This is a genomic window from Pigmentiphaga sp. NML080357 (assembly GCF_002188465.1).
Classification (GTDB): Bacteria; Pseudomonadota; Gammaproteobacteria; order Burkholderiales; family Burkholderiaceae_B; genus Pigmentiphaga.
Window position 1 is genome coordinate 365,011 of the sequence record NZ_NINW01000037.1, and the last position, 23,570, is coordinate 388,580.

Consider the following 23,570-nt stretch of genomic DNA (forward strand, 5'->3'; position numbering starts at 1 on the left):
AAAGCGGGGAAATTCGCTGGCAGCCCCTTCGCGTCATCCGCCGCGGCGGATGCCGGCGTCTACAGGAAGTTGAATATCGACAACCGGGCGATCTGCGTATACGTCTGCTGCGCAGCCTGCACAGTGTAAGTGCGTTTGGCCAATTCGCCGGTCAGTTCGGTCATCGTTTCCAGATCGGACCCGACCACGCGCGAAATCTCGCCGGTGACCTGGTCGCTGCGCGCCTCTCCGGCGGTCGTGGCCGATTCGATCTCGTTCAGCCGGCTGCCGACGGACGATCGGGCCTCGAGCAAGCGGTTCAGGGCCGAATTCAGGTTGAGGTTGACTTCATAGAGCGCATTGGCCCGCGCCGTGGACTCGGTCTCGGAAGCCGGCAGGCTCAGGGCGGCGATCGCCTGGTCCAGCGTATCGAACACGCTTTGCGACTCCGCCGGCCCGAACCTCAGCCTGTCGCCCTCGGCCGGGCTGCCGCTGAAGCCGACCTGCACGCCGGCAATCTCGACCACCTGGCCGTCTCCCAGCGTACCGGTGCCGACTTCGGCGCCGTCCCTGTCGGTCACGGTATAGGCGCCGTCGGCGCCGAACTCGATCGTGTAAGGGCCGAAGGCGGCCGCCGCATTCCAGGCCTGCCGGTCGGTGATGACGCCGGAAGTCAGCGCAGCGCTGCCGGTATTGGCGCCGTCGGCGCTGACCACGAGCCCATTCTGGCCCGTGGGAATATCGCCGAACAGATAATTGCCGGTAAAGCTGACGTCGATGACCCGGTTCGGCCCGATCTGGCTCTGGCGCACGCCGGCGTCACCCTGGTAGACGACGCCGGACGCATTGCGCACGAACGGCTGGTTGTCGCGCTTGTAGCCGGCAAAGATGTAGTTGCCGTTCTCGTCCCTGGTATTGGCCACGCTCATCAACTGGTCGCGCAGGCTCTTCAGATCCGCCAGGATCGATTGGCGGTTCTCTTCGTTCAACGCGCCGCCGCCCGCTTGCACGACGCGGGCCAGGGCCGCCTGCACCGTGTTGCCGGCCTCCACCAGGTAGTTCTCGGTGGCCTCCAGCGTGCTCTTCGCGTCCGACTGGTTCCTGAGCATTTGCTCGTTGGCCTTGAGCGTCGCATCCAGCGCGACCTCGCGGCTGGACGCGACCGGGTCGTCGGCGGGACTCAGCAGCTTGCGCTGCGCGGACAACTGCTGCGAAACCTGCAACAGCGCGCCCTGCTGGCTGTTGATGGCCCGGATGCTGTTGTCGTAGAACTGGTTGGTGCTGACTCTCATGGCGATTCGGAATCCGTGGTCGGTCTTGGCGGGCGGCCCGGCGCGGCCGCGGGCGTTAATGGATGGCGGCCAGCAACTGGTCGAACAGCTCGGAAGACATGCCGAGCACCTTGCCGGCGGCCGCATAGGCCTGCTGGTAACGCAACAGATTGGCCCCTTCCTCGTCGAGGTTGACGCCCGAGAGCGACTGTTCGGCAGCGACGGCCTGGTCATAGGCCGTCTGCTGGGCCGCCTTGCTCACGTTGAGCGACGCCGCCCGCGTCCCGACCTGGGAAATGAGCGCGGCGTACGAATCAGTCAGGGTGCTGCCACCGGCGATCTTGGTGCTCCCCAGGCCAGCCAGCGCAAGCGCGTTGCGGTTGTCGCCCGACGGATCGCCTGGATCGGCCTTGACCGTGATGGTGTCGCCCGCGGCGGGCGTGCCGGCGAGATCGAAGGCCCAGCCGTTGTACGAAATCGTTTGCTGCGGCGGCTGCAGCGTGCCGGACGACAGCACGGTGCCGTCGTCGGCCAGCAGGTCGTACCCGGAGGCGGAGGTAAAGCGCACCGTGACCGACGCACCGTAGTCGGCGCTGGCCGACTCCACCGACCGCAGCCGCGACGCCACGGCCGTACCGGTATTGGCGGCCGCCGCATCCAGACGCATGGGTGCGGCGGCGGCCAGCTTGCCGGGGTCGCCGAGCAGGACCTCCATGCCGGCGGCGGCTTGGCTCGCGACGTTGACGGTGAAGGTATCGCCGTCGTCCAGGTCGCCACCGGCCATGCCGATGGTCAGGCCATCCACGTTCTGCGGCAGCGACGTGAAGGGGCCGAACTCGGTGCCGTCGTCGAGCCGGGTGACGACGTACTCCGTTCCGACCCGGGTCAGTTGGTAATCGCTGCCGGTCAGGGAGCGCGTATCCGCGATGCTCGCCGTCACCTGCGCATCGCCCGTATTGCCGCGGGTACCGAGCACGACCGGATTGCCGATCTTGAACAGCGCCTGGCCGGGCTGGCCCGAGCGGTCGAGGCCGAATTGCTGCTGCTGGTTGTAGGCAGACGCCATCGCGATCGCCAGCTTGCCAAGCTCGGCCTGGGCCTGGGCCAGCTCGTTGTCGCGGAACTGCAAGAGCGCGCCAAGCTGGCCACCGTCGACGTCTCCGCGGTTGAGCTGCATGGAATGCCCTCCCACCTTGAGCGACAGGCTGGTGCCCGATGTCGAATAGGGATCCTTCGTGTCGATCTGCAGCTCCGACGCCAGGTGTTCCATGACCAGCGGCTGGCCATTGGTCAGGTAGACGTTGACGCTCGTCCCCTGCGTGCTCGTGGTGATGCCGGTGAGCTTGCCCAGTTCCCGCACCAGCACGTCGCGCTGGTCCAGCAGCCCGTTCGGCGCCTGGCCGTTGCCGGCGGCATAGGCGTCGCTGATCTTGGCGTTGTAGGTGGCGATGCTCTGCACCAGCTGGTTGATCTGCCCCACCGTGGCCGTGGCCTGGTTGCTGATGCCCTGGCCGAGCGCGGACAGGTCTTCGCTGATGGCGCGAAACCGCGCCGCCGTGGATTGCGCCGCCGCCAGCGCGCTCTGGCGCCCTGCGGTTTCATTGGGGTTCTGGCTGAAGCTGCCGATGGCCGTGTACAGCGCGTTCAGGCTCTGGTTGATGCCCGTGTCGACCGAACCCAGCCGGTTGATGAGGCCGCCCATCTGGTCGGCGTACGTGCCGAGATAGCTCAACGCCGATGCCGACTGGCTGGCCTGGCTGGTGAGGAACGCGTTATAGGCGCGCTGCACCGTGGTCACGTCCACCCCCTGGCCGAAGTAGCCGGCCCCGCTGAAGGTGGACATGGCCGACTGCAGGACCGCCTGCTGGCGCGAATAGCCCGGCGTGCCCTGGTTGGAGATGTTGTTGGCGGTCACGGCCAGGCCGGCCTGGGCGGCCCGCAATCCTGTCAGTGCGATATTGGCGATGTTCGTGGTCATGGTCGTGTTCGAGCTGCCTGGGCGCGCGGGCTGGCCGCGCGCGGCTATGTATCACTTAACGGACGTCCGCGCCGAAGCTTGAGCCGGCCGGGACACGCCTGCCCGCCACCGCGGCCCCTAGACGACGATCTGCATGGCACGCCGGATGGTGCTGCCCAGCTTCTCGGCATAGCGGGGATCGGTGGCATAGCCGGCCCGCTGCAGTCCCTGGGCGAACTGTTCGGCGCTGCCGGTCGACTGGAGCACCTTGGCATAGCGCGGGTTCGACGCCAGCAGGCGCGCGTAGTCTTCGAAGGCCTGCTCGTACGACTCGTAGGCCCGGAATTCGGCGGTCACTCGCTCGGCCGCCCCGTTCCGGTATTCGGTCGTGCGCGTCCGCACGGTGCGGCCATCCCAACCCGTGGCCTTGATGCCGAAAAGATTGTGGCTGGGTTCGCCGTTGGCACCGCGGATCTCGCGCCGCCCCCAGCCGGACTCGAGCGCCGCCTGGCCCAGGATGTAGGCGGCGGGAATGCCGGTGGCCGCTTCCGCCCGCTTGGCCGCAGGCAGAAATTTGCCCAGGAATTCGGCCCTGACCTGCTCGGCCGAAGCCGCTGCGGGACGAGACGCTGCGGCCCGCCCTGCCCCGGTGGCGACGGCCGCAGGTGGCGGATAGGCCGCTTTCCCGCCGAACTTGCCGTTCTGGATCCGGCGCGCCGGCACCGCCTCGCCCACCAGAGCCGCCGTATCGGCGCCGCCTATCATGCCGCTCGTGGCCGTGGTCGGCGTGCCCGCGGCGCGGCCCCGCGCCAGGTCCAGCGTGGACATGGACAGCGGCAGCCCGGCCCGGCGCACGGACTCCGGGGATACCGTCTGGCGAGTCAATTGCTTCTCCAGCATGTCGGCCAGTCCAAGGCCACTGTGCTGGGATACGTTGCCGCGATTCTCCGGCCCTGCGACGCCGGCCAGCTTCTGCGCCAGCTGCTGGTCGAGCATGCCGCGCCAGGTCTGGGAGGCGTGGCTGTTCAGCGCCTGCGCCAGCGAACTGTCGCCCGCCATCGACGACTGTCGCATCTGCGCAAGCAGCATCTGGGCGAACTGCGCTTCGAACTGCCGCGCCGCCTGCCGCGCCGTGCCGGCCTGGTCGCGGCGCGCCTGCTGCTTGAGCGCCTCCAGCGACCGGGCGTCGATGGCCATGCCTCCTGCCGCGGCGGAACGATCGAGTTTGCTCATCAAATGATCTCCAGTTCGGCGGTCAGCGCTCCGGCGGTCTTGAGCGCCTGGAGGATGGAAATCAGGTCCTGGGGGGTCGCGCCGAGCAGATTCAGCGCCTTGACGACGTCGGCCAGTTGCGCTCCGCCATCCAGGTGGACGATCTGGCCGCCGGCCTGCTTGACCTCGATATCGGCCCGCTCGGCCACGACGGTCTGCCCGCCCGAGAACGGTGCCGGCTGGCTGATCACGGGCGTGGCGCTGACCGTCACGCTCAGGTTGCCGTGGGCCACCGCCACCGGCGCCAGGCGCACGCTCTGGTTCATCACGACCGAACCGGTGCGGGCGTTGATGACCACGCGCGCCGGCGCACGGCTGCCAGCCACCTCGAGATCCTCGATCTGCGCCATGAAGGCGACGCGGGCATTGGGCGAAGACGGCGCGCGCAGCTCGATGACCCGGCCGTCGAGCGCGGTCGCCGTGCCGGCCCCGAAACTGCGGTTGATGGCGTCCACCATGGAGCGCGCGGTGGAGAAATCGGCCGTCGTCAGTTCGAGGCGCAGCGCGCCGTCATCGGAAAATGGCGTCGGCACTTCACGTTCGACCGTGGCGCCGGAGGGGATGCGTCCGGCGCTCAGGTGGTTGATCTGCGCCCGGCTGCCCGCGGCCGAAGCGCCCGCCCCGCCCACCGACACGCTGCCCTGCGCCATCGCATAGACCTGCCCGTCCAGTCCCTTGAGCGGCGTCAGCAGCAACGTGCCGCCACGCAGCGACTTGGCGTTGCCCATGGAGCTCACCGTCACGTCGAGCTGCTGGCCCGGCTGGGAGAACGGCGGCAGCGTCGCGGTCACCATGACCGCCGCCACGTTCTTGAGCTGCAACCGGGTGCCGGGCGGCACGTTGATGCCCAGGTTCGACAGCATGGACATCAGCGACTGGGTGGTGAACGGCGTCTGCGTAGTCTGGTCGCCGGTGCCGTCCAGCCCCACGACCAGGCCGTAACCCACGAGCTGGTTGTTGCGCACGCCCTGGACGTTGGCGAGGTCCTTCACGCGCGCGGCGTGCGCCTCGGGGGCAAGTTGCAGCACGGCGCACAACGCCAGCAGGGCCGAGCGGGCCAGCCACGCAAGGGGAGGAAGGCGGCGGATCATCATCTACCCATTCAGAACGGCAGGAACGAGAAGAAGAAGCGCGACAGCCAGCCCACCGTCTGCGCCTCGTCGATCGCGCCCTGGCCCCGGTATTCGATGCGCGCGTCGGCGACCTGGGTGGAGCTGACCGAATTGCCGCCCACGATATGCGCCGGGTTGACCACGCCGGAAAAGCGCACCCGCTCGGTCTCGCGGTTGGTGCCGATCTGCTTTTCGCCCGAGACGCGCAGGTTGCCGTTGGCCAGCACCTCGACCACCGTGACCGTGACCGTGCCGGACAGAATGTTGGAGGCGCCGGTCTCGCCGCGCGCGTTGAAGCGGTTGTCGCTCTCGCCCTCCACGCCCAGGCCCCGCAGGATGCCGGACCCGGGCAGCTTGTTGATGGTGGGCACGCCCACCGACGCCGATGCCGTGCGCTGGGCCGAGGTATTGTTGCGCTGGGTCGAGTTGATGTGCTCTTCGAGCCGCACTACCAGGGTATCGCCCACGTTGCGCGCCCGCACGTCCTCGAACAGCGGCCGGTATCCCGGCGCGGTGCCGAAGATTCCGCCGGTGGGACGGCGGTTGGCGTTGTAGACGACCGGGTCCAGCGGCCGTGCCGTCGTGGGTTCGGCGATGTCCACCTTGGGCACGGCGCATGCCGCCAGCGCCGAGGCCGCCAGCCCGACGGCGATTCCCCTTGCTGCCCATGCGGCGCAGGTCGTGAGCGCTTCCTTCATGCCTTATCGCCCTCAGAGCTGCGAGATGCGCTGGAGCATCTGGTCCGACGTGGATATGGCGCGCGAATTGATCTCGTAGGCGCGCTGGGTCTGGATCATGCCGACCAGCTCCTCCACCACGTTGACGTTGGAGGCCTCGACGTAGCCCTGGTTGATCAGGCCGGCGCCGTTCAGTCCGGGCACGTTCACGACCGGCACGCCCGAGGCCGCGGTTTCCGCGAACAGGTTCTGCCCCAGCGGCTGCAGGCCCGGCGGATTGATGAAGGTCGCCAGCTGCAGCTGGCCGAGCTGGACCGGCTGGGTCTGTCCGGCCACGGTGGCCGTCACGACGCCGTCCTGGCCGATCGCGACTTCCTTGACTCCTTCAGGCACGACGATGCCCGGATCGATGATGAGACCGTTGTTGGTGACGAGCTGCCCCTGGCTGTCGATCTGGAAGCTTCCGTCGCGCGTGTAGGCCAGCGTGCCGTCGGGCAGCTGGACCTGGAAGAATCCGGCGCCGTTGACGGCGAGATCGAAACTGCTGTCGGTCTGCTGCAAGGCTCCCTGAGAATAGTTGCGCACCGTTGCCACCGGCCGGGACCCGGTGCCCAGCGTCAGGCCCGCCGGCACCTGGTTCTGTTGCGTCGTCTGCGTGCCCGCCGGACGCATGGTCTGGTAGAGCAAGTCCTCGAACACCGCGCGCGAACGCTTGTAGCCATTGGTGCTCACGTTGGCCAGGTTGTTCGAAATCACGTCCAGCTGGGTCTGCTGCGCATCCAGGCCAGTCTTGGCAATCCAGAGCGAACGCATCATGATGCTTGTCCTTTATCGCGGCATCCGCCGCACTGCTACCAAAATCACAAAAACCGACACGCCCAACGGCAACAACCCCATCCAGGATGCGGCGGATCCGGCTTTGCCAGTCCGCCCGCATGGGCGCGTAAGCGCGTAGGGGGGCTTAACTCATCGACAGGATCTGCGTGGCCGCACGCTGGTTCTGGTCGCTGTTCTGCATGAGCTGTATCTGCACGTCGTAGTGACGGGCGGCGGCGATCATCTCGACCATCGTGCCCACCGCATTCACGTTGCTGCCCTCCAGCATGCCGCCGGCCACCCTTACGCCTTCGGCCATCGGCGCGATGCCGCCCTGCCGCAGCCGGAACAGGCCGTCGGCGCCGCGCTCGAGCGCCCCGGGCGGCGGGTTTACGAGCTTGAGATTGGCGATCTGGACAGCCTGCACCCGATCGACCTCCGGAATGGACGAGATCGATCCGTCGGTATTGACCTGCACCTTGGTATCGGGCGGAATCGTGATGAACTCGCCGTTGGGGTCCAGCACGGGGCGGCCGGCGGTATCCACCAGCATGCCGTCGGCCGTGGTCTGGAATCCGCCGGCGCGGGTATAGGCCTCCCCCCCGTCCGCCGTGCGGACCGCGAACCAGCCGTCGCCCTGGACCGCCACATCGAGTTCGCGTCCGGTGGCCATCATCGCGCCGGGCGACATGTCGGCCCCGGGCGTCGACTCCACGGCGTACGCGCGCGTGCGCAGCCCGGGCCCGCCCACCACGGGAGCGGTCCGCTGGGCGGCGATCTCGGCCCGGAACCCCGGCGTCAGCGCGTTCGAAAGGTTGTTGGTCTGGATGTCCTGCCGCCGCATCAGCTCGCGGGCGCCGGTGGCGGCGATGTAGAGCGCTCTGTCCATGACTGCCCGCTACCCGTCAGCGCATGTTGACCAGGGTCTGCATCACCGAATCCTGGGTCTTGATGGTTTGTGCGTTGGCCTGGTAGACGCGCTGGGCGGTAATCATGTTGACGAGCTCGCCCGTCAGGTCGACGTTGGCATCCTCCAGCGCGCCCGAAGTCACGGTGCCGAAGTTGCTGGACCCCGGCACGCCGATGCGCGGTCCGCCGGACAGCGTCGTTTCCAGGAAGTTGTTGCCGCCCGCGGCCACCAGTCCCTGCGGATTGACGAAGGACACCAGCACGATCTGGCCTTGCGCACGCGACTGCTGATTGGAGTAGTTCGCCTTGAGGATGCCGTTCTCGTCGATGGTGAAGCTGGTGAGGCGGCCCGAGGTATAGCCGTCCTGCCGCTGCAGCTCGTTGCTGAACGCCTGGCCGGTCTGCGAGGTGGCCGCCACGTTGTAGCGGATGTTCAGTCCATTGGCGCCGGTGCCCAGCGTCGCGGCGTCGACCGCGATGTCGAACACGCCGTTGTTCGAGGCGTCGAGGTCGATCTTGCCGGCGGCGTCGAACACCAGCGGGAAGCCCTCGGGCGTCCCGTCGCCGTTGGCGTCGGGATTGGTGACCGTGCCGTTGAGCGCCGTGTAGACCTCCCATTGCCCGGGGCCCCGCTTCACGTAGAACGTGGACAGCGTATGGGTATTGCCCAGGGAATCGTAGACCGCGATGGAGGTGGCGTGGGTATAGGTGGAGGAATCGTCCGGGTCGAATGGCTTGACGGCGGGATCGATCGCGTCCGAGCGCGAATCGAGCACCGCGCCCTGGGTCACCTCGGAAGTGCCGCGAGCCTCGATGGAACTGACCGTCAGTCTCAGCGGCTGGGGCTGGGCGGTGTTGATGTTGCCGTTGGCATCGGCCACGTATCCGGTCAGGCGCAGGCCGTTGGCGTTGACCACGTAGCCGTTGGCGTCCAAGTGGAACTGGCCGTTTCGCGAATAGACGACGGACCCGTTGTTGTCCATCCGGAAAAAGCCCTCGCCCGAGATCGCGACATCGAAGGGGTTGGAGGTGACGGAAATCGCCCCTTGCGTGAACATCTGGGTGACGGAATTGAGCTTGGTTCCGATGCCGATGTTGTTGGAGAACGTGCCGAGCACCGTCGACGCGTAGACGTCCGCGAATTCGGCGCGCGACGCCTTGAAGCCCACGGTGTTGGCGTTGGCAACGTTGTTGCCGATCACGTCGAGGTTCTTGCCTGCGGCGTTCAGGCCGCTCAATGCCTGCTGGAAGCTCATCGCATGGTTCCTTGTCTGACTCTGTATCCGGGAAATCGGGCGTGGGCAGGGTCCGCGGCTACCAGACCTGGTAGACGTCGGACAGATTGACGATGTTGCCCTTGGCGTCGACGACGGTGGTCGAACCCGACGACGGGCGTACCGAAGTAATCTGGGACACGGTGAGGGGCGGCGCCGCGCCGACCTCCGTACCCTGGCCGACCTGGACCTCGAACTTGTATTCGCCGTCGGGCAGGGTGTTGCCCTTGCCGTCCTTGCCATCCCAGGCAAAGGCATGCACGCCGGCCTCGACGTCGTCGAGCTTGCGGCGCGCGACCTCGACGCCGTCGGCATTCTTGACGACGAGCTCGGCGCTCTCGACCGGGATGCTGAGCACGTAGCCGCCCTCGGCCTTGCCCTCGGCCAGCGTGAGCCCGTCGCCCGACAGCATGACCTTGCGGCCGATCAGCGAAGCGGCCTGGGTGGCCTGCAGGCTGCCCATGCTGTAGCCCAGCCACTGCATGGTGGTATTGAGCTGACTGATGCCGGTGACCGAGCTGATCTGGGCGAGCTGCGAAGTCAGCTCGGCGTTGTCGAGCGGATTGAGCGGATCCTGGTTGCGCATCTGCGCGGTCAGCATGGTAAGAAAGCGGTTCGACAGCTCCTCGGCGGAAGCCGCGCCGAGCGAGTTGGCGGACGCATTCGTACCGGTGCTGCCGTTGACGTTGGAGACGGCCATGGCGATTCCTTAGCTGCCGAGAGTCAGGGTTTTCTGCATCAAGGTCTTGGCCGTGTTCATGACCTCGACATTGGTCTGGTAGGCCCGCGAGGCGGCGATCATGTCGACCATCTCGTCCACCACTTCGACGTTGGGCATGCTGATATAGCCCTCGGCGTCGGCCATGGGGTGCCGGGGATCGTAGATGCGCTTGGGCGGCGACGGATCGGTCACGACCTCCCTTACGCGCACGCCGCTGCCGCCGTCGGCTGCGCCCGGCACGAGGTAGGACTCGAATACCACCTTGCGGGCCCGGTAGACCTCCCCGTCGGGACCGCTGACGCTTTCGGCATTGGCGAGATTGCTCGCCACGGCGTTCAGGCGCTGGCTATTCGCGGTGAGCGCCGAGCCGGCGATCTCGAATGCCTTGTTCATGGACATGGTGTTGCAGCCTCGCTCAATTGTTCTGGATCGCGCGCTGGAGCGTCTGGATCTGCCCGTTCAGCATCCGCAGGGCCGCGTCGTAGCGCAGCGCGTTGTCGGCGAAGCGGGTCCGCTCCAGGTCGGGATCCACGGTGTTGCCGTCGATGGATGCCTGGGTGGGCGTGCGGTACCGGAGCGCCACCGGAAGGCCGGCCGCGGCTTCGCCCCGAAGGTGGCGGGCATCGGTGGTGGCCAGGCGCAGCGGCGCGAGCGCGGCGTCCGGTTCCGGGGTTCCCGTGGCCGCGCGCAACGCGGCGCCGAAATCGAAATCCCGCGCCTTGTAGTTGGGCGTCTCGGCATTGGCCAGGTTGGACGCCAGCACCTCCTGGCGCTGGGCGCGCAACGTCAGGGCTTGCGCATTGAACATCAGTTCGTCGCCTATGCGGCTGATCACGTGACCTCCTGTACTCGCGTGCGGCGGTGGGCCTTTTCGCAGGCCTAGCCATTATTCGCATTCCCTGCCACGAGGAAAGGCGGAGTAAGGCCTCTTTTTCATCCTTGTTTTCACCTTCCTCGCCACGGGTGCGCGATAGAGTGTCGCCTCACCTCCAACCTCGGAAGCAGGCATATGAAACGGTCCGGTTGCGCCGCCTCCGCGGCCCTCGTGCTGGCCTCGATCGGCCCTGTTCCGCTGTGGGCGGCGCCCACGGCGGCGCCGTCCAGGAGCGCCCAAGCCGAGGCCGCCCCGACGGCGGCCCTGGAACGGCCCTCCGCGGCCGATCTGCTCGAACGCGGCCGCCAGCTTCTCGAAGCGCGCGCCGCCGCCACCGCCGCCGCGCTGGGCGGCCGCATCGACGTCCACGTGGCCGACCAGGCGGCCGAGCGCCTGGCCCAGGTCCCCTGCTCGCCGCAGGTCTTCCTGCCCGCCGGCGGCCGGCCGACGGGCAAGACCTCGATCGGCCTGCGCTGCACACACCAGCCTTGGCAGGTCCGCATCCCGGCCGAGGTCGCGCTGCTCGTGCCGGTGCCCGTGCCTAGTCGGCCGCTGCCCGCCGGAACGGTATTGCGGGAAAGCGACTGGTCATTGTCGGAGGTGAACGTGGCGGCCTGGCCGCGCGGCGTCACGACCGATCCACGCCAGCTCGAGGGCGCCACCACGACCCGTCCGCTCAAGGCCGGCGAACCCATTCCGCCCCAGGCCGTGCAATCGCGATCGCACCTGGGGCCCGGCGATCCGGTGCAAGTCGTCCTGAGCGGCGCCGGCTTCACCATCAAGGCCACCGGCAAGATGCTGCACCAGGCCAGCCCCGGGCAGCCGGCGCGCGTGCAGCTCGACTCCGGCCGCACCGTGGCGGGCATCCTGCGCGAAGACCGCGAGATCGAGGTCAACCTCTAGGGCCTGCTCACCCGGCGTTTACATCCTGTAGCGCCTCCCGGTACCGCGCGGGAGGGCGAATGCTAAAGTTCGACGCGCATACGCCGATAATTGGCTCATCTGCCAAGGTCCGGCGCACGCCCGTCCGCAACGGCAACCAGATGGAACAGCATCGTGAAAATCACGCAAAAGGGTCCTGACTCGATCAAGGTTTCCCGCCCCGCCGCGGGCACGGAAGCCCGTCCCGCGACGCCGGCCCCGCCTGCCGCCGGTGGAACGGAACCCAACCCGGTCCAGCTTTCCCCGCTGGCCACCAGCCAGCTCAGCGCGGGCGAGGCCCCCTTCAATGCCGAGAACGTCGAGCGCATCAAGCAGGCGATACGCAACGGCGAGTTCACCGTGAACGCCGAAGTGGTGGCCGATCGGCTCCTTGAAATCGAACGCGGGCTGGCGCGCCGGGCATGACGCTGGAAGAATTCTCCGTGGTGGTAGACCGCTGCGCCTCGGCCGGCCGGACGCTCGCCGAGGCGGTTGCGGGCACCGATACGAATCGCATCGACGACGCCACCCAGGCGCTGAGCCTGCGCGTGCTCGACGTCCAGCGGGCCTTGCCCCACGCGCTGCCCGCCTTGCAAGCGGCCGCGCCCGATGTCCGCAAGGCATGGCTGGCGCGGTTGACGGCTGCCGTCCAGCCGCTCAAGGTCGGCGCGGAACTCTCGACACTCAACACCGCATCCGCGTCGGCGCGGCTGGCCGCGTTGGCGCGCGTCAGCGGGGCCGACCTGTCCTACTCGAATACCGGGCAGCTCTCCCGCTGACCGCCCCTGCCGCTAGCGGCCCCATTCCTTCAAGCGCGTGCGCAGGCGCGACACGGCCTGCGAATGGAGCTGGCAGATCCGCGACTCGGTCACGCCCAGCACCGCCGCGATTTCCTTGAAGTTCATCTCTTGCTCGTAGTACATGCCCATGACGAGCTTCTCGCGTTCGGGCAGGCGCTCGATGCCGTTGACGACAGCCTCGCGAAAGCGCCGATCGGACAGCCGCAGGTGCGGATCGCCGGCATTGTCCACGGGCACGTGGCGATCGAGGTAGTCGTCCGACTCTTCGCCACCGTCCAGGTCTTCGTAGTAGAACAGCTGCACGCCGCGCGCCTCGGCCAGCATCTGCTGGTAGTCGGCCAGGCTCACCTCCAGCGCGGCCGCCATTTCGGCATCCGTGGGCACCCGCCCCAGCTTGTGCTCGCAGCGTTGCATGGCCGATTCGATCTTGCGCTGGACCTGGCGCACGCTGCGCGGCAACCAGTCGCCGCGGCGCAGTTCGTCCAGCATGGCACCACGTATGCGCTGCGTCGCATAGGTCTCGAACTGCGCGCCCAGGCCCTCCTCGAAACGGCCGAGGGCGTCGAGCAGGCCGAGCATGCCGGCCTGCATCAGGTCCTCGATCTGCACGCTGGCGGGCAGCCGCGCCACCATGTGGTGGGCCATGCGGCGCACCATCGGCATGTACTGCTCGATATTCATCTCGCGCGCCAGCGTTCCTTCACGCGTATACATTCGCTTCTCGCCGGAAAAAATCATGGGTGGGAACGAATTTCTCCATGGATCAGGCCTCGGCCGATTGCGGCGGTACGGATTCCGTCCACGACGCGGCGGGGGCCGCGCTCGCCCATTCCAGCTCTTCGGCTTCGAGCGCGAACACCGGGGCATTGCGCGCCCGCAGCGCTCGGTGGACCAGGAGGCGCGCGTTGGCCGCGTGGATGTCCTCGGGCACGCGCTGTCCGTTGGTCATGTAATGCACCGGCAAGCGATGGCGGATGGCCGCATCCAGCACCCCGCCCAGGCGCACGGCCTCGTCCAGCTTGGACACGATCATGCCCGCCAGTCCGCCGGCCGAATAGGCGCGTACGATGTCCTCCGCCTGTTCCGCATGCGAGCCGCCCGGCACCACCAGCAGGCGCTGCACGCCTTCGGCGGCGATGGCTTGCAGGTGCTGCGCCATCTGCGTATCGCGCTGGCTCACGCCGGCGGTATCGATCAGGACGAGGCGGCGGTCGGCCATGCTGGCCAGCAACACTTCGAGATCGCTGCCTCCCCGCGCGGCGTAGACTTCCACGCCGAGAATGCGTCCGAAGGTATGCAACTGGTCCACGGCGCCGATACGGTTCTGGTCGGTCGAGATCAGGCCCAGCGCGCCGGCGCCGTACTTGACCACGCAATGAGCGGCGATCTTGGCGGTCGTGGTGGTCTTGCCCACGCCGGTCGGCCCGACGATGGCATAGCGCCCGCCCCGCTCGACGATACTGGCGTCGGCATCGACGCAGGCGAGATTGCGCACCAGGACCTCGGCCAGCCAGCGCTCGCCCTGGTCGTCCGCTTGCGAAGCGGGCAGGCGCGAGGTCACGGTGCGCGCCAGTTCGGGAGTGAAACCGCAATCGACCATGCGCCGCCACAGCTCGCGGCGCAACGGATGGCGCTGCGTGCTGTCGCGCCACGCCATGGCGTCCATCTGGTGAGCCAGCCAATCGCGCATCGAACGCATCTCGCTGACGATGGGCTCGGATACGCGGCTGACCAGCTCGGCGCGGTCGCGCTCGTCGAGGCGAGCCGGCGCCGCGGGTTGCTGCGCCGCCGGCCGGCCGGGCCGCGACGGCGGCATGCCCCGCCGGGGCGGCCGCTTCTCGGCACCGTGACGCACCAGCCCGAGCTGCAGCACCGGTTTGCCAGCCTCGCCGTCGGCCGCCGCGACGGCCATGGCGTGGGCAGGATCGGCAAAGTCGCCGCCCGAGCGCACGAGATGGGAGATCTGTCCCTCCTGCAGGCGCGGCCATCGGGCGAGCGGAAGGTCGCCCTGCTCCGGCGGCTGGGGAGGCTCCGCCGGTCGTGCGGCCGCTTCGTCGTGCCGGGCCAGCACCCGGGCCGCGGGAGACAGGCGCACGGACTCGTCCTCCATGTCGTCCCAGAGCGCCGGGGCGGATGGCGGCGCCGACGCGGCTGGCTCCATGGCGGGGGTGGAATCGGCCGCCGCCGCATCCCCTGGCGTTTCGTCGGCGAGCGGCATGTCCTGCGCCCGGATGCCGACCACTTCCACGCCGGCCGGCGTGCGGCGGGTGGAGACGATCATGGCGTCGGCCCCCAGCGCTTCGCGCATCATGCGCAAGCAATCCCGCGTGGAGGCAGCGATGAATTTGCGGAACTTCATGGGGTGGATACCTGCAGGCTAATGAAAGGAGACATGCTCAACGCCCTCCCAGCGTCAGCGCGACGCGGATGAGACGGGATTCGGGGATTTCGGAATGGGCCAGCACCTTCAGGCGCGGCACGGAACGGCGGAAAAAGCGAGCCAGCGCCAGCCTCAATCGATCCGGCACCAGCAGGGCGGCCGGCTTGCCCACCGCATCCATCTTCTCGACCGCCGCGGCCGCCTCGCTCAGCAGGCGCTCGGCCAGGCCGGGTTCGATCGCGCTGATCTCGCCGGCCTTCGTGCTGATGGTCTGCAGGATGCGCTCGAGCTCCGGATCCAGCGCCAGCACGTCGACCTCGCCATTGGCGCCGAAGATGCCCTGGGTAATGGCGCGCCCCAGGGCGACCCGCACGGCGCCGACCAGCTCCACCGGGTCCTGGGTGTGGACGGCATGCTCGGACAAGGTCTCGACGATGGTGCCGAAGTCGCGGATATGGACGCCCTCGTCGAGCAGCGATTGAAGGACACGCTGCAGGGTCGCCATCGAAAGCAGCTTGGGCACGAGATCTTCGAGCAGCTTGGGCGTGCTGCGCGAGAAGTGGTCGCACAGCGCCTGCAGCTCGGCGCGCCCCAGCAGGTCGGCTGCATGGTTGTGCAGCAAGTGCGAGAGATGGGTGGCGATCACCGTGCCGATGTCGACCACCGTATAGCCGGCGGCCTGCGCCGCTTCGCGGGTCGAGGCCTCGATCCACATCGCCGGCAGCCCGAAGGCGGGATCGCGCGTCGGCGTTCCCGGCACCTCCCGGGTCACGCGGCCGGGATTGATGGCGAGGAAACCGCCGGTCTGCACCTCGCCCTCGCCGATGGCCACGCCCTTGAGCGTGATGCGGTAGCCCCCCGGACGCAGCTCCAGGTTGTCGCGGATATGCACGGCGGCGGGCAGGAAGCCGACGTCTTGCGCGAACTTCTTGCGCAAGGCCTTGATGCGCTTGAGCAGGTCGCCCTCGCCCGTCTTGTCCACCAGCGGAATCAGCCGGTACCCGACCTCCAGCCCCACGGTGTCGACCTGGGTGACGTCGTCCCAGCTCGCCTCTTGCGACTCCACAGGCTCCGCCGGGACGGCGGCTGTGGCCGCCTTGTCGGCTTCCAGCTTGCGCCGGCGCGCCAGGTGCCAGGACAGCCCGCCCAGGGAAAGCGCCAGCGCGAGGAACGCGAGATTGGGCATGCCCGGCACCAGCCCCAACATGCCGACGATGGCCGCCGACAAGGCCACTGCCTGCGGAGTGCCGAGCAGCTGCTTGCCGACCTCGGTGCCGATGTCCTCGCCCTCGCCTACGCGCGAGACGATGAGGCCCGCGGCGATGGACACCAGCAGCGCCGGCACCTGCGCCACCAAACCGTCGCCGATGGACAGCAGGACGTAGGCGCGTCCCGCCTCGGAAAAACTGAGCCCATGCTGTCCCACGCCGATCAGCAGGCCGCCGATGATGTTGACGAAGAGGATCAGGATGCCGGCGATGGCGTCCCCCCGCACGAACTTGGAAGCGCCGTCCATCGCGCCGTAGAAATCGGCCTCCTGCGCGACCTCGGCGCGACGCTTGCGCGCGCTGGCTTCGTCGATCAGGCCTGCGTTCAGGTCGGCGTCGATGGCCATTTGCTTGCCGGGCATGGCGTCGAGGGTGAAGCGGGCCGAGACCTCGGCGATCCGCCCCGCGCCCTTGGTGACCACGACGAAGTTGATGATGACCAGCACCAGGAACACGACCACGCCCACGGCGAAATTGCCGCCCACGAGGAACTGGCCGAAGGCTTCGATGACCTTGCCGGCCGCATCCGGACCGGTATGCCCGTGCAGCAGCACGACGCGCGTCGAAGCCACGTTGAGCGACAGCCGCAGCAGGGTCGTCACCAGGATCACGCTGGGAAAGACGGCGAAATCCAGTGGCCGCTTGGTGTAGGTGGACACCATCAGCACCAGCAGCGAGATGGCGATGTTGAAAGTGAACAGGAGGTCCAGCACCAGCGGCGGCAAGGGCAGCAGCATCATGCCCAGCACCAGCAGGATGAAGGCCGGCATGCCCAGCTCGCGCAATTGCGACGAGTTGAACTCCAGCCCGCCCAGCTTCAGGCTGCGCCCGGTCATGCGCGGCCTCCTCGCCGCAGCGGGGCGTCATCGAGCGGATCCCAGCCGGCCGGAACCTCGACAGGCTTGAGTTCGGGCGGCGGGCCGGATACATGGTCCCGCAGCTGATAGACATAGGCCAGCACCTGCGCCACCGCCCGGTACAGCGCCACCGGGACCTCCTGGTCGATCTCGGCGTGCCGGTACAGCGCGCGCGCCAGCTTGGGGCTTTCCAGCACGGTAACCCTGTGCTGCCCGGCGAGTTCCCGAATCCTGGCGGCCACGGCATCCGTGCCCTTGGCGACCACGCGCGGCGCACTCATTTTCCCTTCGTCGTACTTCAGCGCCACCGCGTAATGGGTGGGGTTGGTCACCACCACGTCGGCGGTGGGCACCGCCTGCATCATGCGCGAGCGGGCTCGGTCCCGCTGCAACTGGCGGATGCGCCCCTTCACGTGCGGGTCGCCCTCGGTTTCCTTGTTCTCCTGCTTGGCTTCCTCGAACGTCATGCGCAGGTTCTTGTGATGATTCCACCACTGCAGCGGCACATCCGCGGCGGCGATGACGAACAACGCGCCGGCCAGCACCAGCGCATGGTTCGACAGCATGTCGCCGAGCTCGGCCAGGGCCTGCGGCGGCGACGGCAGCACCAGGGCCAGCCAGGCCTGGGCGCCATGCCAGACCAGCATTGCGGCCACGCCGCCCAGCACCACGACCTTGAGCAAGGACTTGCCCAGTTCTCCCAAGCCGGCGAGCGAGAAAATCCGGCCGAAGCCCTTCAGGGGAGAAAGCCGGCTGAAATCCGGCCCCAGCGCCTTGCCGGACAGCACCAGGCCGCCCAATCCCAACGACCCGAGGATGCCCGCGGCCATGCCGGCCGCGAGGATGGGGGAAATCGCGAGCAAGGCGTCGCCCAGCGCTTCGTTCAGGGATTTGAGCAGCGTGGCGTCGTCGCGGGTAACGGCGGCAGTGCTGGCCGCCGCTGCGAACGAGGCCCGTATCCAGCTCATGGCGCGGTCGGCAATGCCGGCGCCCGCGATGACCAGCGCCGCCACGCAGGCAAAGGTCGCCATGGCCCCCGACAGGTCGCGCGAACGCGCGACGCGCCCTTCCTCGCGCGCCTGGTCCAGCCGCCGCTGGGAGGGCGCCAGGGTTTTTTCCTGGCCGCTTTCCTGATTATCTGACACGGTATTCCGGGGTATCGACGAACGCCGGGGCGATAACCGCTCCCGGGCCGATGCCATGGACGTGCAGGCGAGCGCAAGCCGCCCCCGCCACGTCGGCGTATGGATTATTTGCGAAAGCGGCGCGCCTCAAAGCGTCGAACAGAGGCGGGAAAAGGAGTTAATCCCCCCTACGCGCAAGGGAAGCCCACCCCCTAGCGGCCTTCGGCCGCTCCCCCTCAAGGGGGCGGCGCTGGCGGACCGGCAAAGCCGGATCCGCGGCGCCCTGGGTCTAGTACCGTTTTCTCCAATTGCCACATCGTTGCTGCCGCTGGCAGCCAGCGAAGCATAGGCGCCACATTCCAAGAAAGCGGTACTAGACCCAGGATGCGGTGGATCCGGCTCCGCCGGTCCACCCGCATCGCCCCCTTGAGGGGGACGCGCGGCAGCGCGGAGGGGGTGAGCTTAAAAGATGCCCTCGAGCAGCTGCTTCATCTCCAGAACCAGCACCAGCGTGCCGTCGCCCGACAGCGTGGCGCCGGCCACGCCTCGGGGGTGGATGCCCTCCAGCGGCTTGATCATGACCTCGTCCTGGCCGATGAAGCCGTCCACGCCCAGCACGAGCTGGCGATCGCCATGGGCCAGCACGACCGCCAGCGACGGCGGTTCCTGGCGCTCGCGGCCGAGCAACGTGGCCAGGTCGATGACCGGCAGGATCTCGCCGCGTATGGTGAGCGCCTGGTTGTTGCCGACGCTGTGCATCTCTTCCTGGCGCAGCGGGATGATTTCGCGCACCACGGACAGCGGGATCGCATAGGGCTGGTCCACCAGCTTGAGCATCAGCACGGGCAGGATGGCCAGGGTCAGCGGCAGCGAGATCACGATGTGCGAGCCCATGCCTGGGGAGGACTGGATGTCGATCTGCCCCTTGAGCTTCTCGATGTTGGTCTTGACCACGTCCATGCCCACGCCGCGCCCGGAAAGGTCGCTCACCTCGCTGCGGGTGGAGAAACCCGGCAGGAAGATGAGCTGCAGGCAGTGCGCGTGATCCAGCACCGCGGCTTCCTCGGCGCTGATGACGCCTTTCTCGATCGCCTTGCGCCGTATGACTTCGGGATCCATGCCTCGGCCGTCGTCGGAGACTTCGACCACGATGGAATCCCCCGTCTGGCGCGCCGACAGGTGCACGGTGCCGCGTGCGGGCTTGCCCACCGAGCGGCGTTCGACCATGGTCTCGATGCCGTGATCCACCGCGTTGCGGATCAGGTGCACCAGCGGGTCGTTGAGCTCGTCGAGGATGGTCTTGTCGACTTCGGTCTCGCCGCCGGTGATGATGAGTTCCACGTCCTTGTCGAGCTGGCGCGCCAGGTCCCGGGCCAGCCGCGAGTACTTCTGGAACACGCGGCCGACGGGCTGCATGCGCGCCATCATGACGGCCGACTGCAGGTCGGAGACCAGGGTATCGAGCTGGCTGAAGACGGCATCGAGGGTCTCGGCCGCGGCATCGTCGCGGCGGCTGCCCAGCAGGGCGTCGCGCAGGCAGGACAGGCGGTTCTTGGTCAGGCCGATCTCGCCCGACAGGTTCAGGATCTGGTCGAAGCGCGCGGTGTCCACGCGTATGGTGGCATCCTTGGCCACCGCCGCCGGTCCGGCTGGGGGGGCCAGCAGCTCGGGCCGATAAGGCTTCGACGCGGGCGGGACGCCTTCCCGATGCTCTCGTGCCGGGACAGCTTTCGCGGGCGTGCCGGGCGGATCGCCGAATGCCGCGCGGTAGTAGCCCAGCCAATCCGGCTCGGAACCCGGACGCGCCGGGTCCGCCGCGGCACGCGCCTGCGCGGTGACGGCATCGCCCGTTTCGTTGCCCGAGGGGCCGCCCCGCAGCAGGTCCGTATCGAAGGCTTCGCCCTTGGCCGCGGCCTCGAGCGCGCGGAGCAGTCCGGCGGGCGCGGCCTCGGGCATCGCGCCGCGCTCCATTTCCGAGAACATGCGCCGCACCTCGCCCGTTGCCGCCAGGATCACGTCCATGATCTCCGGCGTGATGCGCAGGGACCCGCCGCGCAGCAGGTCGAGCAGGTTCTCGCCGCGATGGCAGAGCTCCACCAGCGGCGTCGCCTCGAGGAAGCCGGCTCCGCCCTTGACGGTGTGGAAGCCGCGGAAGACCTGATTGAGGAGGCCGGCGTCATCGGGCCGCTGCTCCAGCTCCACCAGGCCGATATCGACGTCATCGAGCAGGTCCGAGGCCTCGGTCAGGAAGTCGGCCAGCAGGTCCTGCATGTCGGAAAAGGCAGACACTCGTTGTTCTCGCTCAGAAACCCAGGCTCTCGAGCAGGTCGTCGACCTGCGCCTGGTTGGTCACCACGTCGTCGCGGCTGGACGCGTCGATGACCGGCCCGTTCATCCACTCGCTGTGGGCCGCATTCCGCTTCTCGGGTGGCGTGCTCTCGATCAGCAGCTTGACGAGTTCGTCCTCGAAATCCTGGGCAAGCTTGACGACTTTCTGGATCACCTGGCCGGTCAGGTCGTGGAAATCCTGCGCCATCATGATGTCGGTCAGGAGGGCGTGGGTGGCGCGCGCATCTTCCTGCGTGCGGTGCAGGAAGGCGCTGGTGTCCGCCGCCACCTGCTTGAAGTCGTCCACGCCCAGCTTGCGCTCGTAGAGCTGCTGCCATTGGCCGCTCAGCCGCGCGCCCTCGCGTTCGACGGCCTCCTGGATCTCCTGGCCCTTCTCGACGTTGGACAAGGCGCGCTCGGCCGCCTGCCCGGTCAGCCTGGCGATGTAGTCCAGGCGTTGGCGGGTGTCCGGCAGCGAATGCACGGCCTGCTCCACCTTCTGGTGGTAGCCCAGCTCGCGCAGCGCATCGTGCAGCTGCCGCGTCAGCATGCCGACCCGCTGATAGAACTCGGGCGAATCCTCGCCTTCCCCGCCGGCGGCTGCCGCGGCCGGCGGCGCCGGCGCGATCTCGGCGGCAGGCGTGGCGTCGAGCCGGGCCAGCGTCTCGGAAGAGATCTGGTCGAACAGCGCTTCGAGGTCTTCGGTATCGCCGGTATGGGCCATTACGTGCTCCCGTTCATTTTTTGCACGATCTTGGTCAGCTTCTCTTCCAACGTCGCCTTGGTGAAAGGCTTGACGATGTAGCCATTGGCGCCGATCTGCGCCGCCAGAACGATGTCTTCCTTCTTGGCTTCGGCGGTCACCAGCAGCACCGGCAGCTTCTTCAACTGCTCGTCGGCGCGGATTTCGCGCAGCAGCTCGAAGCCGTTCATGTTGGGCATGTTGATGTCGCTGACCACGAAATTGAACAAGCCGCTGCGCAGCTTGCTGAGCGCGATCTGGCCGTCCTCGGCCTCGTCGGCGTTGTTGTAGCCGAGTTCCTTCAGCAGATTGCGGACGATGCGCCGCATCGTCGAGAAATCGTCGACGATAAGGAACTTCAAATCGTCAGGCTTCATTTGCTCCCTTTCTGGCCTTGATATGGGTGAGTTGAGCGGCGATCATACTAGCCAGTTCCGAGGGGTGGAATTTCGCGACATAGGCATCGACTCCCACCTGCTGTCCGAGCTTCTTGTTCGCGACCGACGACAACGATGAATGCATCACGACCGGGATCTTGCTGAACCGCGGATCGGCCTTGATGTGGCGGGTGAGCACGTAGCCGTCCATTTCCGGCATCTCGGCATCGACCAGGATCAGCCCCAGCATGAGATCGAGCGGCAGCTTCTCGGCTTCGGCGCGCGCCGCGATGCCCTTGAGTTTCTCCCAGGCGTCCGCCCCGTTGGTGGCGTGCTGGTGAGGCAGCCCCATGCGGTCCAGGACTTCCGTGATCTTCTTGCGCGCCAGTGTCGAATCATCGGCGAAGAACACGTTCGCCTTGATGTCGGCATCGACCTGCTGGATCTCGGGCGGGATCTTGTCCTCGCCGATCACCGAGGCCAGGATCTGCTCGACGTCGAGGATGGAAACCAGCTTGCCGTCGGCCAGCTCGGTCAGCGCGGTCATGAACGAGGTATTGTTCGATGGCATGGATTGCGGCGACTTGACCTTGTCCCAGTCGATGCGCACGATGCGATCGACGTCGGCGACCAGGAAAGCCTGGGTATGGCTGGAGAACTCGGTGATAAGCAGCTTGGTCCGGGGCGCGTCGACCTGCATGTTGATCGTCGTGGCCAGGTCGATCACGGGCAGGATGGCGCCGCGCAGCGAGATGATGCCCTCCACCCCCCGCGGCACGTTGGGCGTCTTGGTGATGGGGATGGTTTCACAGACCTCGCGCACCTTGAACACGTTGATGCCGAAGACCTCGCTGCCGCCCAGCGAGAACAGCAGCAGCTCCATCTTGTTGGAGCCCGCCAGCCGCGCCTTCTCGTCCACCATTTCCATCAACCGATTGTCACCGGCACCCATAGCATCCTCCATACCGGCCGGAAGACCCCGGCCCCGTGTTCACTGCGATTCGAGCGCGGACACCCGCAGCGTTGCCCCGCCGTCCAAGGTATCCGGAATGGCGGGTACATCGACATAAACCCCGCCTTTCTTGAGAAATTCTTCGCTGCGCTTGTTCAGCACCACGATGCTGATGCGCCGGTTTTCCGCCGCGCGCACATCGTCGCGGTTGAAAGGCACCGAATCCGACAGCCCGACCACCCGCAAGGCCTTGTCCGGCTGCATGCCGGCGTTGAGCATCTCGCGGCGTGCCGCATTGGCGCGGTCGGCCGACAGTTCCCAGTTGCTGTAGCCGGTATCGCCGCCGGCGTACGGCGCGGAATCGGTATGGCCCGAGATCGAGATCTTGTTCTCCACGCCGTTGAGCACGCGGGCGAGCTCGTCCAGGATGACGCGGCTGTAGTCCTTGAGCACGGTCTTGCCGCTGTCGAACATGGGCCGGTTCTTCTCGTCGACGATCTGGATACGCAGCCCCTCGTCGGTGAAATCCAGCAGGATCTGGTCCTTGAACTGCTTGAGCGTGGGCTGGGTGAAGATCAGGCTTTCCAGCTCGGACTTCAACCCCTCGAGCTTGCGGCGCTCGCGGGCCTCCTGCTCTTCGTCGCTGGCGCGGCGCTGCGGCGTGATGCGCGGGCTCATGTGCTGCCCGCCTGTCAGCACGCTGACCGGGTCTCCGGCCACGCTGCCGGTGGTCACGGCCACCCGCAGCGGCGTCCGGAAGTACTCGGAGATACCTTCCAGATCGGCCTGGGCCGAGGTGGTGAGCAGCCACATCAAGAGAAAGAACGCCATCATCGCGGTCACGAAGTCGGCATAGGCGATCTTCCACATGCCGGCGCCGTGCGCCTTGTGCCCGCGCCGGCGGGACCGCCGGATGATGATGGGTGCAACGCCGTCTTTGCCTGCCATGACCGACCCCT

The 23,570-nt window shown here is 67.6% G+C and carries 23 protein-coding genes; 3 read left to right on the plus strand and 20 right to left on the minus strand.

Annotation, left to right across the window (positions count from 1 at the left end):
* Positions 1-59: 59 nt before the first annotated feature.
* The 11 genes from flgL to flgB all read right to left on the minus strand — a co-directional run bounded on the left by flgL (position 60) and on the right by flgB (position 10,823).
* Positions 60-1,271 carry a flagellar hook-associated protein FlgL gene (gene flgL, locus CDO44_RS16805; RefSeq protein ID WP_158213315.1) on the minus strand — a complete coding sequence of 404 codons (1,212 nt, stop codon included), beginning with the start codon at positions 1,269-1,271 and terminating at the stop codon, positions 60-62.
* A gap of 55 nt (positions 1,272-1,326) precedes the next feature.
* The gene (gene flgK, locus CDO44_RS16810) at positions 1,327-3,228 is read right to left on the minus strand and encodes a flagellar hook-associated protein FlgK (RefSeq protein WP_087781405.1); all 1,902 of its coding nucleotides are present in this window, start codon (positions 3,226-3,228) and stop codon (positions 1,327-1,329) included.
* Between the two features lie 117 nt (positions 3,229-3,345).
* Positions 3,346-4,440, minus strand: coding sequence for a flagellar assembly peptidoglycan hydrolase FlgJ (gene flgJ / locus CDO44_RS16815; protein ID WP_087781406.1), 1,095 nt, complete (start codon positions 4,438-4,440; stop codon positions 3,346-3,348).
* Positions 4,440-5,573, minus strand: coding sequence for a flagellar basal body P-ring protein FlgI (locus tag CDO44_RS16820; protein WP_233146225.1), 1,134 nt, complete (start codon positions 5,571-5,573; stop codon positions 4,440-4,442). The genes flgJ and CDO44_RS16820 overlap by 1 nt, the downstream gene beginning before the upstream one ends.
* Positions 5,574-5,581: 8 nt before the next feature.
* A complete protein-coding gene (locus CDO44_RS16825; RefSeq protein ID WP_087781407.1) occupies positions 5,582-6,289 on the minus strand; it encodes a flagellar basal body L-ring protein FlgH in 708 nt (235 codons plus the stop codon).
* 12 nt (positions 6,290-6,301) lie between these two features.
* Positions 6,302-7,084: a flagellar basal-body rod protein FlgG gene (gene flgG, locus CDO44_RS16830; RefSeq protein ID WP_087781408.1), complete on the minus strand. Its 783-nt coding sequence runs from the start codon at positions 7,082-7,084 to the stop codon at positions 6,302-6,304.
* A gap of 145 nt (positions 7,085-7,229) precedes the next feature.
* Positions 7,230-7,973 carry a flagellar basal-body rod protein FlgF gene (flgF, locus tag CDO44_RS16835; protein ID WP_087781409.1) on the minus strand — a complete coding sequence of 248 codons (744 nt, stop codon included), beginning with the start codon at positions 7,971-7,973 and terminating at the stop codon, positions 7,230-7,232.
* Positions 7,974-7,989: 16 nt separating this feature from the next.
* Positions 7,990-9,249, minus strand: coding sequence for a flagellar hook protein FlgE (gene flgE, locus CDO44_RS16840; protein ID WP_087781410.1), 1,260 nt, complete (start codon positions 9,247-9,249; stop codon positions 7,990-7,992).
* Between the two features lie 58 nt (positions 9,250-9,307).
* Positions 9,308-9,967, minus strand: coding sequence for a flagellar hook assembly protein FlgD (locus tag CDO44_RS16845; protein WP_087781411.1), 660 nt, complete (start codon positions 9,965-9,967; stop codon positions 9,308-9,310).
* Positions 9,968-9,976: 9 nt separating this feature from the next.
* A complete protein-coding gene (gene flgC / locus CDO44_RS16850) occupies positions 9,977-10,387 on the minus strand; it encodes a flagellar basal body rod protein FlgC (RefSeq protein ID WP_087781412.1) in 411 nt (136 codons plus the stop codon).
* A gap of 16 nt (positions 10,388-10,403) precedes the next feature.
* Positions 10,404-10,823: a flagellar basal body rod protein FlgB gene (gene flgB, locus CDO44_RS16855; RefSeq protein ID WP_087781413.1), complete on the minus strand. Its 420-nt coding sequence runs from the start codon at positions 10,821-10,823 to the stop codon at positions 10,404-10,406.
* Positions 10,824-10,997: 174 nt separating this feature from the next.
* On the opposite strand from flgB, the gene flgA reads away from it, so the two are divergent.
* The 3 genes from flgA (at position 10,998) to CDO44_RS16870 (ending at position 12,562) form a co-directional block, all read left to right on the plus strand.
* Positions 10,998-11,765 carry a flagellar basal body P-ring formation chaperone FlgA gene (gene flgA, locus CDO44_RS16860; protein ID WP_087781414.1) on the plus strand — a complete coding sequence of 256 codons (768 nt, stop codon included), beginning with the start codon at positions 10,998-11,000 and terminating at the stop codon, positions 11,763-11,765.
* A 153-nt stretch (positions 11,766-11,918) separates the two neighbouring features.
* On the plus strand, positions 11,919-12,209 hold the full coding sequence (gene flgM / locus CDO44_RS16865) for a flagellar biosynthesis anti-sigma factor FlgM (RefSeq protein ID WP_198951375.1): 291 nt from the start codon (positions 11,919-11,921) through the stop codon (positions 12,207-12,209).
* Positions 12,206-12,562, plus strand: a complete 357-nt coding sequence (locus CDO44_RS16870; protein ID WP_087781415.1) for a hypothetical protein — start codon at positions 12,206-12,208, stop codon at positions 12,560-12,562. Before flgM ends, CDO44_RS16870 begins: the two co-directional genes overlap by 4 nt.
* Positions 12,563-12,574: 12 nt before the next feature.
* Here CDO44_RS16870 and CDO44_RS16875 read toward each other — a convergent pair whose 3' ends face one another.
* The 9 genes from CDO44_RS16875 to motB all read right to left on the minus strand — a co-directional run bounded on the left by CDO44_RS16875 (position 12,575) and on the right by motB (position 23,559).
* Positions 12,575-13,297 carry an RNA polymerase sigma factor FliA gene (locus tag CDO44_RS16875; protein ID WP_087781474.1) on the minus strand — a complete coding sequence of 241 codons (723 nt, stop codon included), beginning with the start codon at positions 13,295-13,297 and terminating at the stop codon, positions 12,575-12,577.
* Between the two features lie 49 nt (positions 13,298-13,346).
* On the minus strand, positions 13,347-14,942 hold the full coding sequence (flhF, locus tag CDO44_RS16880) for a flagellar biosynthesis protein FlhF (RefSeq protein WP_087781416.1): 1,596 nt from the start codon (positions 14,940-14,942) through the stop codon (positions 13,347-13,349).
* 37 nt (positions 14,943-14,979) lie between these two features.
* Positions 14,980-17,067: a flagellar biosynthesis protein FlhA gene (gene flhA / locus CDO44_RS16885; RefSeq protein ID WP_087781417.1), complete on the minus strand. Its 2,088-nt coding sequence runs from the start codon at positions 17,065-17,067 to the stop codon at positions 14,980-14,982.
* Positions 17,064-18,233 (minus strand): flagellar biosynthesis protein FlhB, encoded by a 1,170-nt coding sequence (gene flhB / locus CDO44_RS16890; protein WP_233146226.1) that lies wholly within the window; start codon positions 18,231-18,233, stop codon positions 17,064-17,066. The genes flhA and flhB overlap by 4 nt, the downstream gene beginning before the upstream one ends.
* Before the next feature lie 441 nt (positions 18,234-18,674).
* Entirely contained in the window at positions 18,675-20,501 is a 1,827-nt protein-coding gene (locus CDO44_RS16895; protein ID WP_087781419.1) for a chemotaxis protein CheA, read from the minus strand.
* A 13-nt stretch (positions 20,502-20,514) separates the two neighbouring features.
* A complete protein-coding gene (cheZ, locus tag CDO44_RS16900) occupies positions 20,515-21,264 on the minus strand; it encodes a protein phosphatase CheZ (protein WP_087781420.1) in 750 nt (249 codons plus the stop codon).
* Positions 21,264-21,659 (minus strand): chemotaxis response regulator CheY, encoded by a 396-nt coding sequence (gene cheY / locus CDO44_RS16905; RefSeq protein WP_087781421.1) that lies wholly within the window; start codon positions 21,657-21,659, stop codon positions 21,264-21,266. Before cheY ends, cheZ begins: the two co-directional genes overlap by 1 nt.
* Positions 21,649-22,611 (minus strand): chemotaxis protein, encoded by a 963-nt coding sequence (locus tag CDO44_RS16910; protein WP_087781422.1) that lies wholly within the window; start codon positions 22,609-22,611, stop codon positions 21,649-21,651. Before CDO44_RS16910 ends, cheY begins: the two co-directional genes overlap by 11 nt.
* Positions 22,612-22,650: 39 nt before the next feature.
* Positions 22,651-23,559, minus strand: a complete 909-nt coding sequence (gene motB / locus CDO44_RS16915) for a flagellar motor protein MotB (RefSeq protein WP_087781423.1) — start codon at positions 23,557-23,559, stop codon at positions 22,651-22,653.
* Between the last annotated feature and the right edge of the window lie 11 nt (positions 23,560-23,570).

Coding starts and splice junctions, on each gene's coding strand:
- flhF (WP_087781416.1), bottom strand. CDS start 14,942: ATGAAGTTCCGCAAATTCATCGCTGCCTCCACGCGGGATTGCTTGCGC.
- cheZ (WP_087781420.1), bottom strand. CDS start 21,264: ATGGCCCATACCGGCGATACCGAAGACCTCGAAGCGCTGTTCGACCAG.
- flgL (WP_158213315.1), bottom strand. CDS start 1,271: ATGAGAGTCAGCACCAACCAGTTCTACGACAACAGCATCCGGGCCATC.
- flgC (WP_087781412.1), bottom strand. CDS start 10,387: ATGTCCATGAACAAGGCATTCGAGATCGCCGGCTCGGCGCTCACCGCG.
- motB (WP_087781423.1), bottom strand. CDS start 23,559: ATGGCAGGCAAAGACGGCGTTGCACCCATCATCATCCGGCGGTCCCGC.
- flgA (WP_087781414.1), top strand. CDS start 10,998: ATGAAACGGTCCGGTTGCGCCGCCTCCGCGGCCCTCGTGCTGGCCTCG.
- flgG (WP_087781408.1), bottom strand. CDS start 7,084: ATGATGCGTTCGCTCTGGATTGCCAAGACTGGCCTGGATGCGCAGCAG.
- flgJ (WP_087781406.1), bottom strand. CDS start 4,440: ATGAGCAAACTCGATCGTTCCGCCGCGGCAGGAGGCATGGCCATCGAC.
- flhA (WP_087781417.1), bottom strand. CDS start 17,067: ATGACCGGGCGCAGCCTGAAGCTGGGCGGGCTGGAGTTCAACTCGTCG.
- flgF (WP_087781409.1), bottom strand. CDS start 7,973: ATGGACAGAGCGCTCTACATCGCCGCCACCGGCGCCCGCGAGCTGATG.
- CDO44_RS16875 (WP_087781474.1), bottom strand. CDS start 13,297: ATGTATACGCGTGAAGGAACGCTGGCGCGCGAGATGAATATCGAGCAG.
- CDO44_RS16910 (WP_087781422.1), bottom strand. CDS start 22,611: ATGGGTGCCGGTGACAATCGGTTGATGGAAATGGTGGACGAGAAGGCG.
- cheY (WP_087781421.1), bottom strand. CDS start 21,659: ATGAAGCCTGACGATTTGAAGTTCCTTATCGTCGACGATTTCTCGACG.
- CDO44_RS16870 (WP_087781415.1), top strand. CDS start 12,206: ATGACGCTGGAAGAATTCTCCGTGGTGGTAGACCGCTGCGCCTCGGCC.
- flgK (WP_087781405.1), bottom strand. CDS start 3,228: ATGACCACGAACATCGCCAATATCGCACTGACAGGATTGCGGGCCGCC.
- CDO44_RS16825 (WP_087781407.1), bottom strand. CDS start 6,289: ATGAAGGAAGCGCTCACGACCTGCGCCGCATGGGCAGCAAGGGGAATC.
- flgE (WP_087781410.1), bottom strand. CDS start 9,249: ATGAGCTTCCAGCAGGCATTGAGCGGCCTGAACGCCGCAGGCAAGAAC.
- CDO44_RS16845 (WP_087781411.1), bottom strand. CDS start 9,967: ATGGCCGTCTCCAACGTCAACGGCAGCACCGGTACGAATGCGTCCGCC.
- CDO44_RS16820 (WP_233146225.1), bottom strand. CDS start 5,573: ATGATGATCCGCCGCCTTCCTCCCCTTGCGTGGCTGGCCCGCTCGGCC.